Source organism: Nitrosomonas eutropha, assembly GCF_003201195.1.
Taxonomy (GTDB): domain Bacteria; phylum Pseudomonadota; class Gammaproteobacteria; order Burkholderiales; family Nitrosomonadaceae; genus Nitrosomonas; species Nitrosomonas eutropha.
Window position 1 is genome coordinate 36457 of record NZ_QICQ01000014.1, and the last position, 22161, is coordinate 58617.

27 protein-coding genes are annotated in these 22161 nt (G+C 47.7%); 11 read left to right on the top strand and 16 right to left on the bottom strand.

Features of this window, described 5'->3' with window-relative positions; translation table 11 throughout:
- Positions 1–202 precede the first annotated feature (202 nt).
- The 8 genes from C8R14_RS06690 to C8R14_RS06725 all read right to left on the bottom strand — a co-directional run bounded on the left by C8R14_RS06690 (position 203) and on the right by C8R14_RS06725 (position 8366).
- Complete coding sequence (locus C8R14_RS06690) at positions 203–2308, bottom strand: M3 family metallopeptidase (protein ID WP_011633572.1); 2106 nt, start codon at positions 2306–2308, stop codon at positions 203–205.
- A gap of 123 nt (positions 2309–2431) precedes the next feature.
- Positions 2432–3703 carry a dihydroorotase gene (locus tag C8R14_RS06695; protein ID WP_011633571.1) on the bottom strand — a complete coding sequence of 424 codons (1272 nt, stop codon included), beginning with the start codon at positions 3701–3703 and terminating at the stop codon, positions 2432–2434.
- A gap of 14 nt (positions 3704–3717) precedes the next feature.
- Positions 3718–4668 carry an aspartate carbamoyltransferase catalytic subunit gene (locus C8R14_RS06700; RefSeq protein ID WP_011633570.1) on the bottom strand — a complete coding sequence of 317 codons (951 nt, stop codon included), beginning with the start codon at positions 4666–4668 and terminating at the stop codon, positions 3718–3720.
- A 187-nt stretch (positions 4669–4855) separates the two neighbouring features.
- Positions 4856–5359, bottom strand: coding sequence for a bifunctional pyr operon transcriptional regulator/uracil phosphoribosyltransferase PyrR (gene pyrR / locus C8R14_RS06705; RefSeq protein WP_011633569.1), 504 nt, complete (start codon positions 5357–5359; stop codon positions 4856–4858).
- Entirely contained in the window at positions 5346–5819 is a 474-nt protein-coding gene (ruvX, locus tag C8R14_RS06710) for a Holliday junction resolvase RuvX (RefSeq protein WP_011633568.1), read from the bottom strand. Before ruvX ends, pyrR begins: the two co-directional genes overlap by 14 nt.
- Positions 5812–6372, bottom strand: a complete 561-nt coding sequence (locus tag C8R14_RS06715) for a YqgE/AlgH family protein (RefSeq protein WP_011633567.1) — start codon at positions 6370–6372, stop codon at positions 5812–5814. Before C8R14_RS06715 ends, ruvX begins: the two co-directional genes overlap by 8 nt.
- Positions 6373–6405: 33 nt before the next feature.
- A complete protein-coding gene (gene coq7 / locus C8R14_RS06720; protein WP_011633566.1) occupies positions 6406–7032 on the bottom strand; it encodes a 2-polyprenyl-3-methyl-6-methoxy-1,4-benzoquinone monooxygenase in 627 nt (208 codons plus the stop codon).
- A 53-nt stretch (positions 7033–7085) separates the two neighbouring features.
- On the bottom strand, positions 7086–8366 hold the full coding sequence (locus C8R14_RS06725) for a (Fe-S)-binding protein (RefSeq protein ID WP_011633565.1): 1281 nt from the start codon (positions 8364–8366) through the stop codon (positions 7086–7088).
- A gap of 230 nt (positions 8367–8596) precedes the next feature.
- On the opposite strand from C8R14_RS06725, the gene rpsP reads away from it, so the two are divergent.
- The 4 genes from rpsP to rplS are packed head-to-tail and all read left to right on the top strand — an operon-like array spanning position 8597 to position 10615.
- Positions 8597–8854, top strand: a complete 258-nt coding sequence (gene rpsP / locus C8R14_RS06730) for a 30S ribosomal protein S16 (protein WP_011633564.1) — start codon at positions 8597–8599, stop codon at positions 8852–8854.
- 40 nt (positions 8855–8894) lie between these two features.
- Positions 8895–9401, top strand: a complete 507-nt coding sequence (rimM, locus tag C8R14_RS06735) for a ribosome maturation factor RimM (RefSeq protein ID WP_011633563.1) — start codon at positions 8895–8897, stop codon at positions 9399–9401.
- 10 nt (positions 9402–9411) lie between these two features.
- Positions 9412–10254: a tRNA (guanosine(37)-N1)-methyltransferase TrmD gene (gene trmD / locus C8R14_RS06740; RefSeq protein WP_041353418.1), complete on the top strand. Its 843-nt coding sequence runs from the start codon at positions 9412–9414 to the stop codon at positions 10252–10254.
- The gene (rplS, locus tag C8R14_RS06745; protein WP_011633561.1) at positions 10226–10615 is read left to right on the top strand and encodes a 50S ribosomal protein L19; all 390 of its coding nucleotides are present in this window, start codon (positions 10226–10228) and stop codon (positions 10613–10615) included. The genes trmD and rplS overlap by 29 nt, the downstream gene beginning before the upstream one ends.
- A gap of 57 nt (positions 10616–10672) precedes the next feature.
- Here the strand turns inward: rplS and C8R14_RS06750 are convergent, their stop codons facing one another.
- The 6 genes from C8R14_RS06750 to C8R14_RS06775 all read right to left on the bottom strand — a co-directional run bounded on the left by C8R14_RS06750 (position 10673) and on the right by C8R14_RS06775 (position 15020).
- On the bottom strand, positions 10673–11020 hold the full coding sequence (locus tag C8R14_RS06750) for an arsenate reductase family protein (RefSeq protein ID WP_011633560.1): 348 nt from the start codon (positions 11018–11020) through the stop codon (positions 10673–10675).
- Positions 11021–11027: 7 nt separating this feature from the next.
- A complete protein-coding gene (locus C8R14_RS06755) occupies positions 11028–11552 on the bottom strand; it encodes an invasion associated locus B family protein (RefSeq protein WP_011633559.1) in 525 nt (174 codons plus the stop codon).
- A 49-nt stretch (positions 11553–11601) separates the two neighbouring features.
- Positions 11602–11859, bottom strand: a complete 258-nt coding sequence (locus tag C8R14_RS06760) for a DUF2024 family protein (protein WP_011633558.1) — start codon at positions 11857–11859, stop codon at positions 11602–11604.
- 52 nt (positions 11860–11911) lie between these two features.
- Positions 11912–12601: an O-methyltransferase gene (locus tag C8R14_RS06765; RefSeq protein ID WP_011633557.1), complete on the bottom strand. Its 690-nt coding sequence runs from the start codon at positions 12599–12601 to the stop codon at positions 11912–11914.
- Positions 12601–13743, bottom strand: coding sequence for an O-antigen ligase family protein (locus C8R14_RS06770; RefSeq protein WP_256201537.1), 1143 nt, complete (start codon positions 13741–13743; stop codon positions 12601–12603). Before C8R14_RS06770 ends, C8R14_RS06765 begins: the two co-directional genes overlap by 1 nt.
- Before the next feature lie 197 nt (positions 13744–13940).
- Positions 13941–15020, bottom strand: a complete 1080-nt coding sequence (locus tag C8R14_RS06775; RefSeq protein WP_011633555.1) for a glycosyltransferase family 2 protein — start codon at positions 15018–15020, stop codon at positions 13941–13943.
- A 302-nt stretch (positions 15021–15322) separates the two neighbouring features.
- Between C8R14_RS06775 and C8R14_RS06780 the strand changes: the two genes are divergently transcribed.
- The 7 genes from C8R14_RS06780 to C8R14_RS06810 are packed head-to-tail and all read left to right on the top strand — an operon-like array spanning position 15323 to position 20424.
- Positions 15323–16081, top strand: a complete 759-nt coding sequence (locus C8R14_RS06780; RefSeq protein ID WP_011633554.1) for a 3-deoxy-manno-octulosonate cytidylyltransferase — start codon at positions 15323–15325, stop codon at positions 16079–16081.
- A gap of 11 nt (positions 16082–16092) precedes the next feature.
- Entirely contained in the window at positions 16093–16854 is a 762-nt protein-coding gene (locus tag C8R14_RS06785; RefSeq protein WP_011633553.1) for an HpcH/HpaI aldolase family protein, read from the top strand.
- Complete coding sequence (locus tag C8R14_RS06790) at positions 16851–17786, top strand: phosphoglycerate dehydrogenase (protein WP_011633552.1); 936 nt, start codon at positions 16851–16853, stop codon at positions 17784–17786. The genes C8R14_RS06785 and C8R14_RS06790 overlap by 4 nt, the downstream gene beginning before the upstream one ends.
- Entirely contained in the window at positions 17779–18711 is a 933-nt protein-coding gene (locus C8R14_RS06795) for an NAD-dependent epimerase/dehydratase family protein (RefSeq protein WP_011633551.1), read from the top strand. Before C8R14_RS06790 ends, C8R14_RS06795 begins: the two co-directional genes overlap by 8 nt.
- A 6-nt stretch (positions 18712–18717) precedes the next feature.
- The gene (locus C8R14_RS06800) at positions 18718–19374 is read left to right on the top strand and encodes an HAD family hydrolase (RefSeq protein WP_011633550.1); all 657 of its coding nucleotides are present in this window, start codon (positions 18718–18720) and stop codon (positions 19372–19374) included.
- Positions 19356–20042, top strand: a complete 687-nt coding sequence (gene pgl, locus C8R14_RS06805; protein ID WP_011633549.1) for a 6-phosphogluconolactonase — start codon at positions 19356–19358, stop codon at positions 20040–20042. The genes C8R14_RS06800 and pgl overlap by 19 nt, the downstream gene beginning before the upstream one ends.
- Positions 20043–20061: 19 nt before the next feature.
- Positions 20062–20424 carry a DMT family protein gene (locus C8R14_RS06810; protein ID WP_011633548.1) on the top strand — a complete coding sequence of 121 codons (363 nt, stop codon included), beginning with the start codon at positions 20062–20064 and terminating at the stop codon, positions 20422–20424.
- A gap of 40 nt (positions 20425–20464) precedes the next feature.
- On the opposite strand, the gene C8R14_RS06815 is transcribed toward C8R14_RS06810, so the two are convergent.
- Positions 20465–21112, bottom strand: coding sequence for a DUF4126 domain-containing protein (locus tag C8R14_RS06815; protein WP_011633547.1), 648 nt, complete (start codon positions 21110–21112; stop codon positions 20465–20467).
- A 14-nt stretch (positions 21113–21126) separates the two neighbouring features.
- Entirely contained in the window at positions 21127–22134 is a 1008-nt protein-coding gene (gene glk, locus C8R14_RS06820) for a glucokinase (RefSeq protein WP_011633546.1), read from the bottom strand.
- Positions 22135–22161 lie beyond the last annotated feature (27 nt).

Here is a 22161-nt window from a genome sequence, read left to right on the forward strand (position 1 = left end):
CAGACAGAAAAAAAGCGGTTCGAATTGATTCCGCACCGCTAAAGTTAATTATACATGAGTACGGGAGCTTTTCCAGAAACTGCTCGCCCTTTACACTGAGCATTGCGCTACCTGTCAGAGAAATAGCACTACTGTTTTCGGCAAAGCTTCTCACTAGATTATTTGACAACAATATTGAACACGCCAAAGATACAAAAATTACTCAAACCACCATCCCATGATGGCGCAATAGCGCATCAATTTTTGGCTCGCGTCCGCGAAACGCAACAAATGACTCAAGCGCAGGACGGCTACCGCCTACAGCAAGAATTTCATGCCAGAAACGCTCGCCAGTCTTCGCATTAACCACTTGGCCAACACCATTTTCCTCAAACAGGCTATAAGCATCGGCAGACAATACTTCTGCCCATTTATAGCTGTAATAACCAGCTGCATAACCCCCAGCAAATATATGTCCAAAGCTGCTCGGAAACCGGTGGAAAGCTGGCGGAATAATAACTGCTACCTGCTGACGGATTTTATCCAGACGCTGCAACACGGTCTCGCTGCCCAGCGGATCAAAATCAGTGTGCAGATGCATGTCAAACAAGGCAAATTCGATCTGACGTAAAGTTTGAAGACCGCTCTGAAAATTCTTGGCTGCGAGCATCTTGTCGAATAATGTGCGCGGTAACGAATCACCAGTTTCCACATGCGCAGCCATATCGCGCAACACCTCCCATTCCCAGCAAAAGTTCTCCATGAACTGGCTTGGCAGTTCGACCGCATCCCACTCGACGCCGTTAATACCGGAAACCCCCAGTTCATCCATCTGCGTCAGCAAGTGGTGCAATCCATGACCAAACTCGTGAAACAGTGTAATGACCTCATCATGCGTAAACAACGCAGGGCGCAAATGGCCATTGATCGTCACCGGCGCAGAAAAATTACAGGTGAGGTAAGCAACTGGCACCTGGATTTCAGAACGGCCGATTTCTGGCACCTCAATTCGTCGCCGCGTTACGGCATCATCCATCCACGCTCCTCCACGCTTGCCAGGACGAGCATAAAGATCCAGATAGAATTGTCCCAACACATCGCCTTCACCGTCAGTAATATCGAAAAACCTTACATCCTGGTGCCAACGCTGAACATTACGCGCCTGCTCTGCTTCACTGATATGTATCCCGTACAGCGTTTCCACCAACCCGAACATACCGGATAACACCTTGTTTTCTGGAAAATATTGCTTGACTTCCTGATCAGAAAAAGCATAACGCTCGATCCGCAGCTTTTCACTAACATAGGCAATATCCCACGCCTCAAGTTGGGTCAGCTTTAGTTTATCAGCTGCAAACTGACGTAGTTCCACCAGATCTCTTTCCGCATAGGGTCTCGCTTTAGCAGCCAGTTCATTCAAAAAATCCAGCACCTGCTGCGGTGTTTCTGCCATCTTGGGGGCAAGAGATACCTGCGCATAGCAATCATAACCTAGCAATTTGGCTTCTTCCTGACGCAAACGCAGGATCTGTTCGATCAAAGGCATGTTGTCACGCTTCACAGTCTGATCTGGACTGACTTCAAGCTCACTGGCTCGCGTTGTATATGCCCGGTACATCTGTTCGCGCAAACTACGGTTATCTGCGTACTGCATAACCGGCAGATAGGATGGAGCATGTAGCGTAAATTTCCAGCTCGGCACAGTAATTAAGGTATCTTTAGCTGCTGCTTCACTGGCTGCCTGCAATATATCTTCCGGAATCCCGGCCAGCTCACTCCGGTTTTCTATCAACAAGAAAAATGCATTGGTTGCATCAAGCAGGTTATCACTGAATTTTGCACTCAATGCTGACAGCTCTTCTTGAATTTGCATAAACCGTGCTTTATCTTCAGGTGATAATTCAGCCCCCCCCAACCGAAAATCTCGCAATTGGTTTTCTACAATTTTCCTGCGTGCCTGACTCAAATTATTGAACGCCGAATCTGTTCGCAATTGCTTAAATTTCTCAAATAATACTGGGTCTTGTGATAACTCAGCATAGTACTGCGTAACACGCGGCAGATTGGCATTATAGATTTCACGCAACTCCGGATTATTCATGACTGCATTCAAATGTGTCACCTGCCCCCATGCACGCGACAGACGTTCATTCACATCCACCATTGGTTGCACAAAATCCTGCCAATTCGGGACTTCCGATGTATTTTTGACTGCATTCATCACTGCACGGCAATCACGCAATAGCTCATCTATGGCTGGCGCAATATGTTCATTTCGGATTTCCTCATAATGTGGCAACGTGGAAAAATCAAGTAACGGGTTCTTCATATCAGTTATATATTCAAAGGGTTTATTATTAATGTGCGGTCTCAGGGTATTTTGTTAGTTATCGAATCATCCTGATTTCAATATGATCTGGATGAAATCTATAGGCTTCAGGCATATGTGCTACTAGCCATACACAACATGCCCGCTAATCAACGTAAACCGGGTGCGACCACATAGCTCCATTCCAAGAAAAGGTGTATTCTTGCCCTGACTTTTCAACTCAGCATTACTGACAACCCAGTACGCATCAGGATCAAAAATACATAAATCAGCTGGAGCACCTGCCACCAATCGCCCGGCATCAATTCCCAGTATACGAGCCGGATACGATGTAATTCTTGCCAGCGCTTCTGGTAATGATAATCTGCTTTCCATTGCCCATTTCAGCGTAAGCGGCAGCAACAGCTCCAATCCGGTTGCGCCAGTTTCGGCCTGGGCAAAGGGTAGCAGCTTGGCATCATCATCCACGGGTGCATGATCCGAGCAGATCGTATCAATCGCCCCATCCATCAGCCCTGCGCGTAATGCATCCCTGTCCGCCAGACCTCTGAGTGGTGGCATAAGATGACAGTTCGCATCAAAAAAGCCAATATCCATATCAACCAGATGTACATGGTGGATGGAAACATCACAAGTTAGCGGCAAACCTTGCTGCTTGGCTGCACGTACCAGCGCTACGCCCTCGGCACTGGAAATACGGCATAGATGTGCGCTGGCACCAGTTTCTTTCATCAGGGACAAAATATCCGTGAGCGCAATTGTCTCCGCACATACAGGTATTGCTGGCAATCCTAAACGAGTGGCAACCTCCCCATCATGGGCAACACCATGATTGGCCAGATACATATCCTGAGGGCGCAACCAGACTTTGAAACCGAAAGTGGCAGCATACTGCATGGCTCGCATCAATACATGCAGGTTGGCAATCGGTGCATCTGCCTGGCTAAAAGCAACACACCCGGCATCATGCAACTCAACCATTTCCGTTAATCGTTCACCTTTAAGTCCTTGAGTCAGCGCTCCTACCGGGTAGACTCGTGCCCGATCAAGATTACGCGCACGATGCTTCAGCATCTCCACCAGACCCGGTTCATCCAATGGTGGATCTGTATCCGGGGGGCACGCGAGGCTGGTTACTCCTCCCGCTACTGCGGCTTCCAGCTCCGACTCCAGGGTGGCCATATACTCAAGCCCAGGTTCGCGCAAACGTGCGGATAAATCAACCAAACCGGGGCATACAACCAATCCGCTTGCATCAATCTCCCGATCGTCATGAAAATGTTCAGGCCGGGAATCGATTGATATAATCCTGCCTTCAGCCAGATAAAGATCGCCAATACGATCCATACCGCTGTCAGGGTCAATCAGACGGCCATTTTGGATACAAATATGCATAGAGGATACGAGCGTTAATTTCCAGCGAGAATCGACATGACTGCCATGCGAACAGCAATACCAAAACCTACCTGGGGTAGAATGACCGATTGAGAACCGTCAGCCACCTCCGAATCAATTTCCACACCGCGATTCATCGGACCAGGGTGCATCACAATCGCATCAGATCTGGCCAACAAAAGTTTTCCCGGTGTTAGTCCGTAATACTTGAAATATTCTTCGGTGCTGGGTAAATGCGCAGATTCCATACGTTCATGCTGCAATCGCAGCATCATCAGCACATCTACATCTTTCAAGCCTTGTGTCATGTTGTGGTAAACATGCACACCAAGCCGCTCAACCCGGGCCGGCAACAACGTCTTGGGTGCAATAACACGGATTTCCGGTACTCCCAGTGTTGTCAGTGCGTGAATCTGTGAACGCGCCACTCGGGAATGCAGAATATCTCCAATAATTGCCACACGCAGTGTATGAAAATCCTGTTTGTAACGACGGATGGTAAACATATCAAGCAATGCCTGCGTAGGGTGCGCATGCCATCCGTCACCGGCATTAATAACATGAATTTCCGGGCCGACATGACGAGCGATCAGATGCGCTGCACCACTCTGGTTGTGGCGTACCACAAACATATCTGCATGCATGGCAGACAGGTTGTTCACCGTATCCAGTAAAGTTTCCCCTTTGGTCTGGGATGAAACTGCCATACTAAGATTGATTACATCCGCTGAAAGGCGTTTTGCCGCAATTTCGAAAGTTGTGCGAGTGCGGGTACTCGGCTCAAAAAACAGGTTGAATACCGATTTGCCTCGCAGCAGAGGAATTTTCTTGACATCCCGCTCTGTCACACCAGTGAATGATTCCGCTGTATCAAGGATATGGCGCAAAATCGTAACAGGTAACCCCTCTGTCGTAAGCAGATGCTGCAGCTCCCCATTTTTATTCAACTGCGGATGTATACTCATTACGCAGGAATTCCGAAAGAATTACAACAATACATATTTGTTTTAAATATCAACAAATAAAATCTTTTCGCACAAAACAGTCCGAGTCATCTGGATAACAACAGCATAATCCGCGATTTAAAGCAGACCGGCAATATTGATGAAAGTACAAGGGAGGTAATCTGCTGGTGGGCTCCCAGAATATGCATTACTCAGTTACTATGCTACGCAAATCCAGGCTCAGTTTTCCATCATCCGCCTGTCTCAGTTCAAGCATGCTGCTTTCCGGCAAAGTCAGTACGGCTCCTGTATACCGTGCAGCAATCGGCAACTCCCGTCCGCCACGATCCACCAGAACAGCCAGATGGATACTGGCTGGCCGACCGTAATCAAACAATTCATTTATCGCAGCACGGATGGTTCTACCTGTATAGAGCACATCATCCACCAGAATGATGCGACTATTTTCAGCTTCAAAAGGGAGCTGAGAAGGTCTGACCTGTGGATGAAGGCCGATTTTACTGTAATCATCACGGTAAAAAGAAATATCCAGCACCCCTACCGGCTGCGTGATCTTCAATGCCTGATGAATACGCCTAGCCAGCCAGGCCCCCCCGGTATGAATACCCACAATAGTCGTTTTATCAGTGACATCCAATCGGATTTTTTCGATAAGCAGTGTCAGTAGCTGTTCGGCATCAGGAAGCTGCATGAGATGAATCAAAGAAAGTTTGAAGGATATGTTGTGCTGCAATCTGATCAAGCATTGGCCGCTGTTTTCTGCCTGTAATGCCTACTTCTTCCAACGTTAAACGAGCAATCGCTGTCGTATAACGCTCGTCTTCCATCACCACTGGAATTCCGAATCGTCCTTCCAGTCGCCTCGCAAAACGTTGGCATAATCGGGTTATCTCATGTTCAGCACCATCAGCATGAACCGATAACCCCACCACCAGCAAAACCGGTTGCCATGTCTCGATTAATTCGGCAATCTTTTCAAAACGGGGCTTAGTCATCGCCTGATCAATTGTCATCAAAGGATGAGCTAATCGCAATTCATATTCGCCAATAGCCACCCCTATACGTCGCACACCAAAATCGAAAGCAAGCACAGTGCCGGATAAAATAACGCTTGCCATGTCAGATATAGTTTCTTCGGCAGAATCAGGCATGACCAACTTCATTGGACAAATTGAAAAAATCAATCCCCAGCAATTTCATGGCAGCAGGTAGTCGCTCTTCAAAAGAGAGTTCAAACAATATCCGGGATTGAGCGGGTACAGTCAGCCAGGCATTCTGCGCCAGCTCCTGTTCGAGTTGCCCAGCCGCCCAACCTGAATAACCAAGTGCAACCAGGATTTTCTCTGGCCCCTGACAATCAGCAACTGCTTGCAAAATATCAATAGAAGCAGTCAGACCAGTCACCACATTGGAAGACAACGTAAACCTCCATGCTCCAACCGGTTCGTGCAATACAAATCCGTTATCGACTTGCACCGGACCCCCCAACAATACCGGCAGATTGGAAAGAGCGGGATCCTGAGGGGACATACCTAATTGCGTCAGCAGTTTTTCTACCGATAAATCAGTCGATCGATTCACAACCAGGCCCAAAGCACCTTGTTCATTATGCTCGCAAATATAGGTTAACGTTTTGGCAAAGAATGAATCCTCCAATCTCGGCATAGCAATCAGAAAATGATCGGTCAGGTTGATGGCTTGCATTGCGATTGTGACATCTATAAAAATTTACCGTACCTATACCCAGTATGCAGTACGTGTCATGATTCCAGAGCTGAATTTCATGACAGCTTTAATCGGCACAGGCAATGGGCCGCCTCCATACGAAACCGCCATGGTAGCATGGCATGCTTCATCGACTTTCATCTGTGACACGATGGCCCGGCTGCGAACATCCTGATGAGGCAATCGCTGTAAATGGTCTGCCAGATGCGCTTCAACCTGACGCTCTGTCTCAGCCAGAAAACCGAGATTCCATTTATCTCCAAGCACACCTGCCACCAATCCCAGCGCAAAGGATCCTCCATACCACAACGGATTCAGAAAACTTTTATGCCCGCCCAGCTCCGCAATTCGGCGCTCTGTCCAGGCAAGATGTTCCGTTTCCTCACGTGCAGCCTGATCCAGCGCTTGACGCACCTGTTCATTGCGTGCCGTCAGTGCCTGTCCCTGATAAAGCGCCTGGGCACAGACCTCACCGACATGATTGATACGCATCAGTGCTGCAGATTCACGTTTCTCAATCTTACTCAACTCATTCTCAGGCAGATCCTTCCCCGGAATAGGACGCAAAGTAGCTGCAGGAGCCAGTAATGTACGCAGAGCGTTATCAAAACCAATAATCAATTTATCAACATTCAACATAAAATTCCTCCACTAATCTCTTTTTCCCGTCTTGAGCCAGAACAATCTACTTTTCATTTTATACGCATTTGCCGAGCAAGCAACGTTACCGGATGCAAAACCTCTATATTTTTCCCTTTTCTCACCAACCCGTTAGCAATATGCAAGGCACAACCGATATTCGCCGTCACCAGGCAATCAGCCCTGGTCTGTTCGAAAGTTTGTAATTTTTCATCAAGCAAAGCTCCTGCAAATTCTGGCTGATCAAGAAAATAGGTACCGGCCGCGCCGCAACACCGATCGTTACCAGGTAGTTCCACTACTTCAATTCCCGGAATATGTTGCAGCACAGAATACAGATAGCCTGAAGCACGCAGTGTATTACGCAACGTACAAGGCTCATGCACCGCTATTTTTCGCGACAAGGGCACAAAACTGATTTCATCCCATACCCGTGCATCGAGAAACTGACCAATATCCATTACCGGCACAGAAAACCCGGCATCTTCTAATCGTGACGAATATTCTGCCAATTGAACACCACAACCGGAAGCAGTACTGATAATTGCCTGAATATTCAACCCCTCAAAAGCACGGAGATTTTGTTGAGCCAGCGACATTGCTGCATCAACCTGACCACTATGTTGATAAAGCGCTCCACAACACGTTTGTGCACTTGGCACATGCACTGTATAACCCAGCTGGTTCAATATAGATATGGTTGAAAGCAGTGTTTCGGTATCAACCAGCCTTGCAACACAACCCAGAAACAACGCCACCTCACCGCGCAGAAAACCCTTAGCCGGGTATGAGCCACGCCATATTTGCCCCGGTAGATTGCGTGTTGCCAGAAATAGCAGAGACTGAGCCAGGGCATTTCTTTTCAGTACATTCAACCGTAACAACAACGACAGCAAACCACTCCTGACCAATAGACGCAACGCTGGCCGCAATATGTCAAATCGAGCAGATTTCGCAACCAGCTCTCGTTCCAGCAAATCCCTCAACCAACTCTTTCCACTTCGATTTTCTTTTTGAACAAAGGATGAGTTTTCATGAATCATGGCACGCGCATTATTAATCAAGCGGCCATAGGCGACGTTACTTGGACACACACTCTCGCAGGCACGACAAGTAAGACAGCGATCCATATGCTGAACAAATCTCTCATTCAATGGAATGTGCTTATTAGCAACCCCACTCATCAGTGCAATACGTCCTCGCGGAGAATCCGCCTCGGAATGCGTCAGGTGATAAGTAGGACAATGCGGCAAACACAATCCACATGCCACGCAACGATTGGCCTCTGCAAGTAGCTCTTTAATCAAGTAATAACTATGATCTGAATTTTTCATGACTTTTACAGCTACCTTATTAGAATCAAACCATTGTATTGTTCACGATACACTTTTACTTGAATGATTATATTAATATCACCGATTACCTTAATTTGGCCGATCCCTTTTTAAATACATAGTACATAGCCACCGGATTGCAATTTAATTTATTGCTTGCTAAGTATATGAAAATTGCCATAGAATTACAGGTTTTAGTTAACAAATAACCACTTTATACAAGGGGCAACATGGTAGTAGTAAGACTGGCACGAGGTGGTGCTAAGAAGCGTCCTTTTTACAATATGGTAGTGGCCGATTCCCGTCGCCATCGGGACGGAAAATTTATAGAACGCGTGGGATTCTACAACCCTCGGGCTACGGGTGGCGAAGAAAGTTTGCGTATTCAGATGGATCGCCTGAACCACTGGCAATCCCAAGGAGCACAGCTATCCAGTACCGTCTCCAGGCTCGTTAAACAGTTTGGCAGACAGCAAAAACCCGCCTAGCCATCAGAGTGAAGCCGGGCTTCTCATAAACGAGGAGTTAATGGTTGTGTTGGGTAGAGTTATTGGCCCACACGGGATTAGAGGCCAGATCAAGGTTACTCCCTTCACCGAACACATTGATGGATTGATGGAATATCCTGTGTGGTGGCTCAGCAATGATGAGAAAAGCTGGCAAATAGTACATCCAACCTCTTTCTCTGTTCACGACAGCTTGCTGATTATTACGTTGGAAGAATATAGCGACCGGACGAATGCCTCTGGGCTGAAGGGGTGGCTGATTGCCGTACCACGCAGTCAACTGCCTCAACTATCAGAAGATGGCAAAGAGGGATACTATTGGTCAGATTTGATTGGAATCAGTGTTGTTAACACGCAAGGTGAATTTATCGGAACTGTGGCCGGCTTATTTGAAACAGGGGCAAATGACGTATTGCGCATTCAGCTCCCCGGCGGCAAAGAAGAATTGATTCCTTTTGTAGATCAGGTTGTCAGGCAAGTAGATATGAGATCACGACAAATCATGGTGGATTGGGAGCTAGATTATTGAATTTTGTATGATGCCGTTTGAATTTGACGTCATTACGTTGTTGCCCGACATGTTTGATGCTGTCACACAACACGGAGTAACAGGCAGAGCAAAAAAAAATAACTTATATCGTCTGCATACCTGGAACCCTCGCGACTATGCCACAAACCGTTATCGGACGGTAGATGATGCACCTTATGGTGGAGGTCCTGGCATGATCATGATGGCTGAACCGCTGGATCTGGCCATCACAGATGCAAAAATTCGGCAGACCAGGAATGGAACCAGCAGAACCAGCGTCATTTACCTTTCCCCTCAGGGCAAGCGATTGGATCATAAAAAAATTCTGCAGATTTCCAAACTAGATGGAGTCATATTGCTCTGTGGTCGTTACGAAGGAATTGATGAAAGATTAATAGAAGATCAGGTAGACGAAGAAATTTCAATCGGGGATTACGTAATTTCTGGTGGGGAGCTGGCGGCCATGGTCTTAATTGATGCGGTGATCAGGCAATTACCTGGCGCATTGGGTGATACGCAATCAGCCAGCCAAGATTCCCACGTTGATCATTTGCTGGAATATCCACACTATACCCGGCCCGATATCTATAAAGAAAAACCAGTACCCGAAGTGCTGTTGTCCGGTGACCACGCAAAAATAGAGCGCTGGCGCCTGCAACAGGCAATTGGTAGAACTTGGCTAAAAAGGCCTGATTTGTTAGCAGAAAAATATCCAGAAGGCCTCCCTGGCAAGGAAAAGGAATTACTGGAGGAGTTTAAGCAATTACAATGTTTGACGATTACCAACCAGGCGACAGATACAATAAAAGAACAGGAGCAACGAAATGAACTTGATCGAACAACTGGAACGTGAAGAAATAGAAAGGCTGGGGAAAATAATTCCCGATTTTTCGCCGGGCGATACACTCGTGGTCAACGTAAATGTCGTAGAAGGTGATCGTAAACGTACCCAGGCCTTTGAAGGGGTCGTTATCGCCAAACGCAACCGTGGACTCAATTCTTCATTTATTGTGAGAAAAATATCCAGTGGAGAGGCAGTAGAACGCACATTTCAGACTTACTCCCCTCTCATTGCAAGCATGGAAGTCAAACGGCGCGGTGCAGTACGTCGAGCAAAACTCTATTACCTGAGAGATAGAACCGGCAAAGCTGCAAGAATCCGGGAAAAGTTACCTGCACGCAGAATTCAACAAAGAAGTGTTGCTGCAGATTAACCACCAGACTTCGGAGCGCAGGCAATTCTAATTGCCTGTGCTCCGAAAATTGAACCTTCAACCACCTAGTAACTTTTTTATCTTCTCAGGGGGTCGCCCCAGTACCGCACTATCCCCGCGAATCACAATTGGGCGCTGAATCAGATCAGGATTGGCCGCCATCAGTTGTAATAATTCCTCATCATTCGCTGATTCCGAACCCTTAGCAAGTGGCTCATCCGCACGCAGCAAACCTCTTGCTGGAATACCCAACTTACGAACAATCTCGCGCAACATGTCGATGGTCAGTCGGGTATCGTAGTAATTAATACTGTCGAATTCATTACCACTCTCCTTAAGAATAGTTAATGCTTCATGGCATTTACTGCAGGTGGGTTTTTGATAAATAGTTATTCTATCGCCCATAACCGCCTCATTTAATTCCGCATTCCCTGGAAATGGCAGCATAAGCCGCACTTGATCCTTTTAAACCGAAAGTATCAGTTGTTGCCGTCCCCTGCGCAGAAACCCCGTTAACCACCATCTGATTGCCCCCGCGTATCGCTGACATCAGTTTGTTATCTGTTGCTGAATCGGGTGCCCAGGCAGTTTCATTCTGAGTAAACAATTTGAAACGCTGGCCGCCGATACTGACTGTCACCTCGCTGTTTGGTTTAAATGAGTAACCCGCAACGAAACTGAACACATTTTTGCTCTTCTCAGCGGGACGATGGGTGATCAGCGCATAAACACTCCCGCGCTTGGTATAGTTACCTTCCTCCTTACTGGGTGTGCTGACCATATAACAAACCTTGTTACTTTCCTCCATGTACACATAGGCGATCCAATCACCAAATTCTCCGATTGATTTTGGTTCAGCCGCATGCGCTGCAATACTCGTCATAAAAAAAACAGCTGAAGCTGACAGTATCAGTATTTTTGCGAATATCCATCTCATCGTATAAAGCTCCATAATTATCGCAATACTTCGACTCGCCGATAATCTGCTAATCACACCCTTCCATTTTATAAATGTAATATCCTTTCTGCTTGATCGCTTCAATCACCTCATCAGGTGCTTTCTGGCTGTGGCAAAAACGACATTCCTCACTGGTTACCGTCGCATCCTCTTCTCCAATCGAAGCAAGCCATTCCTTGGCAAATTCAATCGCTTTCTTATCATCCCTTACATCAGTAAACACATCAAAATGCATAGTGTGTCCGCGCTTGGATTTGACATAGGTATCGTACACATGGATCTGCATAAAAGTTCTCCTTACTGATTAATAATAGAAAGACAAATAATTCAAAGCTGTATTATGCCATTTTTCTGCGCGCCACGATAACGCCATCACGCGTTGGATTGATAAAGGCATCAAACTCCGGATCCTTACAAATTAGCTGATTATGCTCTCTGATTGCTTCAGTCCAGCCTGGTTTAATATCTGCAGAGCCATCCACGGCCACTCGCCCACGCCATAATACGTTGTCGGCAATATATAACCCACCAGGGCGGATACGTTCTTTGGCCATGCGCCAGATATCCGGATATCCTCCTTTATCCGCATCGTTGTAGCAGATATCGAACATCCCATCAGTCTGTGCAAATATATCCTGAGCATAGCCCGTGCAAAATTTCACCCGCTCCCATATTCCAACGGCAGCGAGATATTGCTCTGCCCTTTCCTGATTAACCGGATTGCTGTCTGTACAGACAATTTGGCCATCAGGTCCAACTGCCTTGCCAAACCAATAGGCGGAATACCCGTACCCGCTGCCAAACTCAAAAACTCTATGTGCACCTATCATTTTTGCGAGGATTTCCAGCGAGATCCCAACGAGCCTGCCTACAATCGGGAAATTTCTCACCCGGGCAAATGCTTCCATCTCATCGAGGATGGGATGATCAAACTGCTCTGTCAGAGTGTACATATAATGTTCAATCATCGGATTAACAGGGATCAATCCATCTGGATTATCAACGACCGGTGGCTGCAGGATTGGCATTATCGAGCCATACTGGAACGTTTACGAATTCCACCCTTGATTTGCGGACTCTTTCGATCGATTAGATCAAGGCTTCCTTCATACCTCTGCCAGCAAACAGCTATGGCCGTCACTGCGAGCAAAAATGGTGGAATTCTGCTGTATAGTAAGAAAGTATCAGTCAAACCGGACAGAAAAGTGAAACACACAATTGCACCACCCAATAAAGCCATCTGATGTTGCTTGAATGTTTTGAACCAGCACCATAATAAGAATATAAAAGCCAATATACCAAGCAATCCCAGATGTACGCCAATTTCAATTAGTTCATTATGGAAATGTTTTGCTTCATGAAACTCAGGCAAATCCTGGTAAATCCCTTCTTTATAGGACATAAAACTATTTTGGAGATAATGCTTCGCCATGCCAGAACCATGCCCTATGACAGGAGCGTCAACAAGACCGTGCAAACCAATATCCCAGATTGCCAGCCGATAACCTACGCTGGTTTGGTAATGCCCTTGCTGAAATAATTGAAGATCTGAGCCGATTGCTTCCAGTCTTTTATGAAAAACATCACTGCTCGCAGCGAACAATACAGTTACTGCAATAATTGAAGCTAGGTAACTCGCTAACACTTTACCTTTTACTTGATAACGCAGACAAAACATTAACAAGAGTATCATTACGGTTGAGAGCAATATACCTCTTGCATTCTCACGAAACTGAAGAAATAGCAACAACAAAGCGGTTATCCATAACAAAGCCGATAAAAACCAGCGCATTCTGGACAAAGTAACCCATCCACCATAAACAGCCAAAATAACGCCGATTCCTAGTGCGGATGAGAAATTCAAATAAGACATACCAAACAAAGAAATTCCTTGCTCACCAAGTACTGCATACTGATAGCCACCCAACACAACCACTCCCAGATAACCACTAATCAGCGCCCCCGTCACCCAAGGTAAACGCTCTTTATTTAACAATGAAAAGAATGGGATAATTATCAGCAGAATAAAATATTTTTCCCATTTCCCTGTAAGGGATACAGAAAAATCACTCCAGAGCAAGCCAACTCCCCATACCCCACAAAAAACAAGAACGCCTTGTATTAAAGGCTCTTTTAACAGATCAGGAAATCTGGATAATCCTCCATCCACCAGCCAGGCAACAACCAGCAAACCTATTCCCCAATACACCAACCCACTGGGCCAAAGTGCAAGACAAAAAAACACCAATACAAACCGCACCAGCAACTCACGCCAACTCAATACAATCCCACTACTCAAAATAAATCCTTTCAAGTCAACCGGTTGACGAGCATTTACAATGCTTCCCTATTCTAACGATATTACAGTTACTTCTTTAATATTGCTCCCTCAAAAGAAAGAGGAGATTCATCAAATGATAGCTTTTTGACTTCCAGCCTGAACACACGACCCCAGACGATTAGTAAGGTGCGTAATAAAAACGGGATATCATCCATCATCCAGATAGCCGAGATACGTCTGTCCGCACGCCACCAGTTTCTAAATGTTGTCCAGATTACCGCGGTTAAGCGCAGCGGCTGACTATACATTTGCAGACATAGCAACGTGGGTGATCGCGCCGAGGTAAACCAATGTACATAACCTCCTTTACGAAATACATTTTCAATTGTAACCAGAACAGACGAAGGAAAATTTACAAGTGATCCGTTAGTCGAAAACAGCAGGATATTTTGTCGTGCATCAGGGTAACGTGAAAGATAAAAGGCACGGTTACGTCGTGAAAGTTGCTTCTGTGATCGTCCATTACCAAACGAACCCCTTCTCTTATGATAAATACAGACACCAGGATGTATGCCGAAACGCCATCCGTGAAGATCAAGCCGGCGGCCAAGATCAATATCTTCATAATAACCTCGCCCAAATGCTGGGTCGAAGCCTCCGATTTCCTGAAAAACATCACGGCGGATTAGTATGGCGTGTCCACGAAGATAGTAATTGGGTATATAGCCTGCTTCCCGCAGCATATAGCGCCCAAGATCATATTGGGCGTAACTGTTACCGGCAGGAACAATAGCCGCTAATTCAGGATCAGCAGTAAAGGCTGTGCATAACAACGGCAGGAAATCCTGGCTGACTTCGGTGTCTGAGTTAAGAATAAATACATAGGAAGCGTCAGATCGATTGACGGCTGCATTTACTGAAATACCAAAGCCCTGGTTTTTCTCCGCATGGTGAACGTCAACACAATCATACGACAGGTTATCCAGCATCTCCCTCGTTTCGTGGCCAGACGCATCATCCTGAACGATAATGCGTCTAATGGATTGATTAAGATGCGCGACAATGGAATCAATACAGCGCCGTGTCCAATCGGGAGCGTTATAAACCGGAATAACGACATCTATTGTTTTGTCAGCAGGTATTGCAAATTTCCTGATATCTATCATCCTCTGTCTCCGGTATGTATCAGCAGCAGTCACAGGACAACAGAACCCAGATGACCTTTTGCCATAATGGTTGCATTGTTCAACAGCCTATTCAGCCAAGCAATAGCCGAAAGAGCTGCCAAATAAACCTGTGTTATTATGCAAAATATTGACAAGGAAGGATTAAGGTTGACTGCAAAGTGGCATTATACACAGCGCATAATACCTATGAATCCAGCAAACCAGCCGCAGCACGCACTGCAAAAAATATTTTATTCGCCCCATCATATCTGCATATTTAACCAGTCACTTTTCCCATAACTATGAAAACAATCGCCATCATTCCGGCACGCATGGATTCTTCGCGTTTTCCCGGAAAACCGTTAGCGCAGCTGCTGGACTGCACCATGCTGGAGCATGTTTACCAGCGTGTTGCCATGAGCAAATCGCTGAGCGCAACTTATATCGCCACCTGTGACGAAGCCATCCGGCAGGCAGCAACCGCTTTCGGAGCACCCGTCATCATGACTGCAGACAGCCACGAACGGGCCAGTGACCGCATCGCGGAAGCAACCGCACACACCGATGCTGATCTGATCGTCATGGTGCAGGGAGATGAACCGATGACACATCCTTCCATGATCGACACCGCCATCGCACCTTTCCACAATGATCCCAAACTGGAATGCGTCAATCTGACGAAGCGAATCGACGATGAAGCCGATTTTCGCAGCCCCAACACCATCAAAGTGGTTACGGATCAGCAGGGAAATGCGTTATATATGACCCGTCAGCCGATTCCGACATTGGCTCCAGGTGGCTTTGGAGCAACTGCCACTTACAAGCAGGTCTGTATCATTCCTTTTACACGCACCTGTCTGCTCGAATACAGCCAGTTATCGCCCACCCCACTGGAATGCCTCGAATCAATTGATATGCTGCGCCTGCTGGAACACGGCCGCCGCGTCAGGATGGTGGAAACTGAATACGATACGCAGGCAGTTGATACCGAGGCAGATCTGGCCCGTGTTGCGCAGCTGATGGCTAATGATCCGCTACTGGGCAAATATCAAAGAATCTAACTGGAGCGCTTATGTCACTGAAAGCCCGTCTCACCCATCATGAACTGACCATTGGCTCATGGATCACGCTCGGACACCCCTCAATTGCTGAGATCATGGCCAAAGCCGGTTTTGACTGGCTGGTACTGGATACCGAACACAGCGTACTGGAGCTGAGCGAAGTACAAGCACTTATTCAAGTGCTAGATAGCCAACAATGTCCGGCAATCGTACGATTGACCTCCAACCATCCCGATCAGATCAAACGCGTCATGGATGCCGGTGCAACCGGAATCATGGTGCCGATGATCAAATCTGCAGAAGATGCTCGCGCTGCAATCGATGCTGTTTATTATCCGCCTGAAGGAACCCGTGGTGTAGGGTTAGCGCGTGCTCAGGGCTATGGCACAAGTTTTCAGGCATACCGGCAATGGTTGCGTGACAATGCGGTTGTCATCGTGATGATTGAGCATATCCGCGCTATTGAAAACATCGATGCCATTCTGTCCACTCCCGGCATTGATGCTTACATCATCGGCCCTTATGATCTATCTGGATCAATGGGGCAACCGGGTGAGCTGGATCATCCTGATGTACAGGCAGCCATTCAGCAAGTATTGCAAGCTGGTATCCACCATCACAAAGCAGGTGGCATCCATGTCGTTGAACCCGACACAGCTGCGCTGCAACAACGGATCAAACAGGGATTTTCATTTCTGGGATACAGCCTTGATATCCGCATGCTTGATTCCCTTTGCCGCACCCATCTGAACATGATCAGAACATCTTCATGAGCAAGATCGTCGTTTCCACTTCCTCTTTCGATTTTGATCACAACCCCGCCATACAGCGACTGCAGGCACAAGGCTTCACCGTCACCGGCAATCCTTACCGGCGCAAGCTCGCCGAAGATGAAATTATTGATTTACTCAGCACGGATACCGTCGCCCTGCTGGCGGGAGTTGAGCCGCTGACAGAACATGTGTTGACAAGCGCCAGTGCTTTGCGTGTCATTGCACGTTGCGGCACTGGCATGGATAGTGTTGATCTGAAAGCTGCCCAGCAAAGAAACATCAAGGTTTCCAATACCCCTGAAGCGCCCGCTCAGGCTGTTGCAGAACTGACACTAGGGCTGATGCTTGATTGCCTGCGCCAGATCAATCACACTGATCGTTCCGTACGCAAAGGTGAATGGCCACGCACACAGGGACGGCTGCTGGCTGCACGCACAGTGGGCATTGTTGGCCTGGGACATATTGGCCGACGGGTTGCTAAACTATGTCAGGCATTCGAGGCAAAGGTCATCGCACATGACCCTCATCTGCAGCAAGCACCCGGCGGCATCGAACTCGTTTCATTGAATACTTTGCTCGAACAGGCTGATATTGTGACACTCCACTTGCCCTACTCTCCGGATGTTCGCCATTTAATTAATGCCGAAGCCATTGCGCATATGCAACCCGGAACAATCTTTATCAACGCCGCCCGTGGCGGATTGGTCGATGAAACCGCTTTATGCACAGCGCTCAATTCAGGGCACATTGAAGCGGCTGCACTAGACAGCTTCGAACAGGAGCCCTACCAAGGACCTCTGCGCGAATGCAAACGGGCGATACTGACTTCTCATATCGGATCACTTGCGCGAGAAACACGGCAGCGCATGGAAATCGAAGCGGCTGAAAATTTGTGGCGGGGAATGGTCGAGGCAGGTTTGATCAATGAGTGAAGCAATACAGCCGGGGCAAATTGCAGTTGTACTGGGTGCAGGCGGCTTTCTGGGCAGCCACGTTGCCGATGCCCTGTCCAATGCAGGCTATCAGGTGCGTCTGTTCGATCGCCATCTTTCCCCGTTCCGGCGGCCTGATCAGGAAATGATCATTGGTGATCTGATGGATATCAACCAGGTATCCAACGCCGTTCAGGGTGCTGCGGTTGTCTATAATTTTGCCGCCATCGCTGATATTGATGAGGCCAATGATAAGCCTCTGGCCACAGCCAGCATCAATGTCATCGGTAACATGCATGCACTCGAATCAGCCCGACTGGCGGGTGTACGCCGTTTTATCTTTGCCAGCAGCATTTACGTTTACTCTGAATCCGGCTCGTTCTATCGCGCCAGCAAACAGGCAGCCGAACGTTTCACTGAAACCTATCATGAACGCTACGGACTGGAATACACCATTCTGCGCTATGGATCGCTCTATGGCCGACGTTCGGACAAACGCAACGGTATCTATCGCATGCTGCACGAGGCCGTACAACAACATTCCATCACCTATCACGGCAGTGGGGAATCCATCCGGGAATACATTCATGTCGAAGACGCCGCCCGCATGAGCGTACAAGTACTTGCTTCGGAATTTGCCAACCGCCACCTGATTCTGACCGGCCAGGAAAAAATGCGCATCCGCGACGTTATGACCATGATCTCGGAAATGATGCCGTGGGATGTCGCTCTGCATTTGGATCAGGACAAACCAGGGCATCATTACCAGATTACGCCGTATGCATTTCAGCCCCGTGTTGGCCGCAAACTGGTACTCAATGAGCATGTTGATCTTGGGCAGGGATTGCTCGACTGTATCCAGGAAATTCACCAGCAGATCAATCATGGCCAGGAAGAAGATGCAACCCCTTCTTCCGCAGTATAATCAGGCATGAACATAACAAGCCGCCCGACTGACTACTGGCAAGCCATTATCTTTGATTTCGATGGTGTCATCGTGGAATCCGGGGATATCAAGGCACAGGCCTTTGCTGAACTGTATCGCCATCATGGTGAAACGATCGCACAGGCCGCAGTAGATTATCACCGCACCAACGGCGGTATGTCACGCTATCTCAAATTTCATTATTTCCAGCAAAATCTGCTAAATAACCCTCCCCTTACCAAGGAAGAAGAGCAGGAACTGGATCGGCGATTTTCCGAACTGGTCATGAATGCAGTCATTGCCTGTCAAGCGGTAGCCGGAGCGGAAACACTACTGGATAAAATGGTAAACCAGATTCCATTATTCGTTGCTTCCGGTACGCCGGAAAATGAACTGCGCACAATTGTTGAACGGCGCAACCTGTCACGCTACTTCACCAGGGTACACGGCTCTCCCCGACTCAAGGAAGCGCTGGTGGCAGATATTTTGTCAGCCCACCCGCTTGATCCTGAGCGCGTGCTGATGGTCGGCGATGCACTGGTGGATTATGAAAGTGCCCAGCAGAACGGCGTTATATTTCTTGGTCGCGTCCGCCCAGGCGATGACAATCCTTTTCCTAAATCAGTTGAAATTATTCCTGACCTATGGCCACTAACCACTTGATCGAACGTCACGTTTTCAATGATCTTCCCTCGTTATCTGAAGCATTGGCAGAATCAGTTGCCGTCACATTACGTAATGCAATCACACAGCACGGCCAAGCCAGTCTGGTGGTACCTGGTGGAAGAACACCCACTGTTTACCTTCCTCGGCTGGCACAAATAAACCTCCCCTGGCAACACGTCTTTGTAACGCTAAGCGATGAACGCTGGGTAGAACCAACCAGCGAGCAATCCAACGAACGGCTAGTGCGTGAGCATTTCCTGCAACACATGCAGCAACAGCCTCATTTTATCTCCCTCAAAACCAAACACGCTCACCCTGATGAGGCAATTGCTGACCTCGATATGCGCCTGGCCGGGTTACCCTTGCCATTCAGTCTGATCATCCTTGGCCTGGGGGCAGACGGCCATATTGCCTCTCTGTTTCCTGGCATGACGCTAGATATGAATTCAGCTAATCTGTGCCAGGCTGCTACACCTCCTGCTGCACCTTCCCCGCGTATCAGCCTGAGCTTGCAGGCACTTATCAACAGTAGCCGCATCATACTGGTCATTACAGGGAAAGAAAAAAGACAACTGGTTGATCAGCTCATTGCATCCCCTGATCCAGCCATACCGTTTGTACAGCTAATGCAATCCAGACCGGTAGAATTGTTCGAAACGGATTAGTTAGACACCGAATTTCATCATGCGCGAAATTTGGCTTACAGTCGTATTGCTCTCTATCAGCAACGTCTTCATGACATTTGCCTGGTATGCGCATCTAAAGGATTTAAGCAGTAAACCATGGCTGGTGGCAGCCCTTATCAGCTGGGGAATCGCCTTCTTCGAATATATGTTACAGGTACCGGCAAACCGCATCGGGTTCAGTGTTTTATCCCTCGGGCAGCTCAAAATCCTGCAGGAAGTCATCACCCTGTCTGTATTCGTGCCTTTCAGCTTGCTCTATATGGAAGAACCGCTAAAGCTTGATTATCTCTGGGCGGGGCTGTGCATCCTTGGTGCGGTGTACTTCATTTTCCGCAGTGAGATAGTAGATATAGGTAACTGATCAACTGATCAATCAATCTCCAAAAGCCTAAAAAGACTTTTTATCCCCCCGGAGTATCATCATCAGCCACTACAGGAGGAGATATGATCCTCAGAAATCGGGCTGTTTTTATCAGCAATGCCCTGATCAGCTTCCATAGTTTTGGCAACAACCAGATTGCCAAGCCAACAAATATAATAAACAAGATCAGAAACAATATCGGATGATTTAGGGCTGTCCACAGCCCACCAATCACTATTAAATCTTCACTGATCGAGGCAGTCCAGTTAGATACGGGTTCGGGCGAGGTGTTGATCATCAGACGTGTGCCGGTTTTGGCAGCATGGCTGGTTGTCGCTGCACCGCCACCGAGTATGCCCGCTGCAATTTCCAAGGCGGGAGAAACATCCCCCACTGCCCCTGCTGCCAGCATGGCACCCGCCGGGATACGCACGAAGGTATGCAGAGCATCTGAAATGCTATCCACACCCGGTATCTTGTCAGCAAAAAATTGAACAAGATACATGGTACCTGCCGCCCCGATAATAAAGGGATTTTCCAGTACTGCCAGTTCATACGGCAAAGCAATATTGCCAGTGACGCCGCCCAGGCCGAGTATCAGCAACGCAGCATACAGATTTATCCCGCTTGCCCAGGAACTCCCCATGGTCAAGGCCAGTGTTGCGATCAGGCTTTCATAACTACTCATTCAGCCAATCCCGGTTATTCCGCAAGAGATATCGTTGACTGATGCAGCATGCGCTGTGCGAGCAACCCGGCACCCAGCAAACCAGCTTTCGGATTCATCACCACATAAACCGGAATCTCGCGCACCAGTTCACTGTATCGCCCTTTGTTGCAGAATGCCTGGATAAAACCGGGTTGTTGCAAAATTTGGATAATGCGCGGCGCGATGCCGCCTGCAATATAGACGCCACCCCGGCATAACCCTGTCAGCGCCAGATTGCCTGCATAAGCACCATAAATCTCGGCAAACAGATCAAGCGCTTTTAGAGCAATCGGATATTGGTGCTCGAAAGCCAGCCGAGTAACGGTTGCGCCATCATCAGCATCCAGTTCAATACTTTTCAAGTGAGCGCCAGCTGCCGCATCAGCTTGCAAAAAATTAAAAATGTGAGTCAATCCCTGACCAGAAAGCAATCGTTCAATTGAAACCCTCTGATACTTTGTCATCAGATATCTGAGCAATTCAATCTGAATGGCGCTGGTCGGTGCAAAATCAACATGACCTGCTTCGGTGGCAAGCGGTTCGTAAAATCGTCCACGCTTGATCAACCAAGCAACTCCCATCCCGGTACCCGCCCCCAGTACAACACGCATCGCAGAAGAAGAAGGTTCCCCGGCTTGCAGCATAACCAGATCATCCTGCGGCAGTACTTCGATAGAAGCTGCCATCCCCTCAAAATCATTGACAATTTTCACAGCAGAAATTGAAAATTTTTCCGCAAGGGCGGAGGCATTGATTGTCCAGGGCAAATTGGTCAGGCGCACCTGTTGATCAACAATCGGCCCGGCGACTGCCAGACAGACAGCAACCGGCTGACAGTCAGATTGCTTTAAGAAATCTTCCAGAATACTGTCAAAATCACCGTACTGACGACTATCGTAACGATGCTCATAATGAAGCTCAACTTCCTCATTCTTGATCACAGCAGAGCGCAACAAGGTTTTGGTTCCACCAATGTCGCCATATAATAGATATTGATCCATCAGTTGCTTTCCTCCTGACACATAATG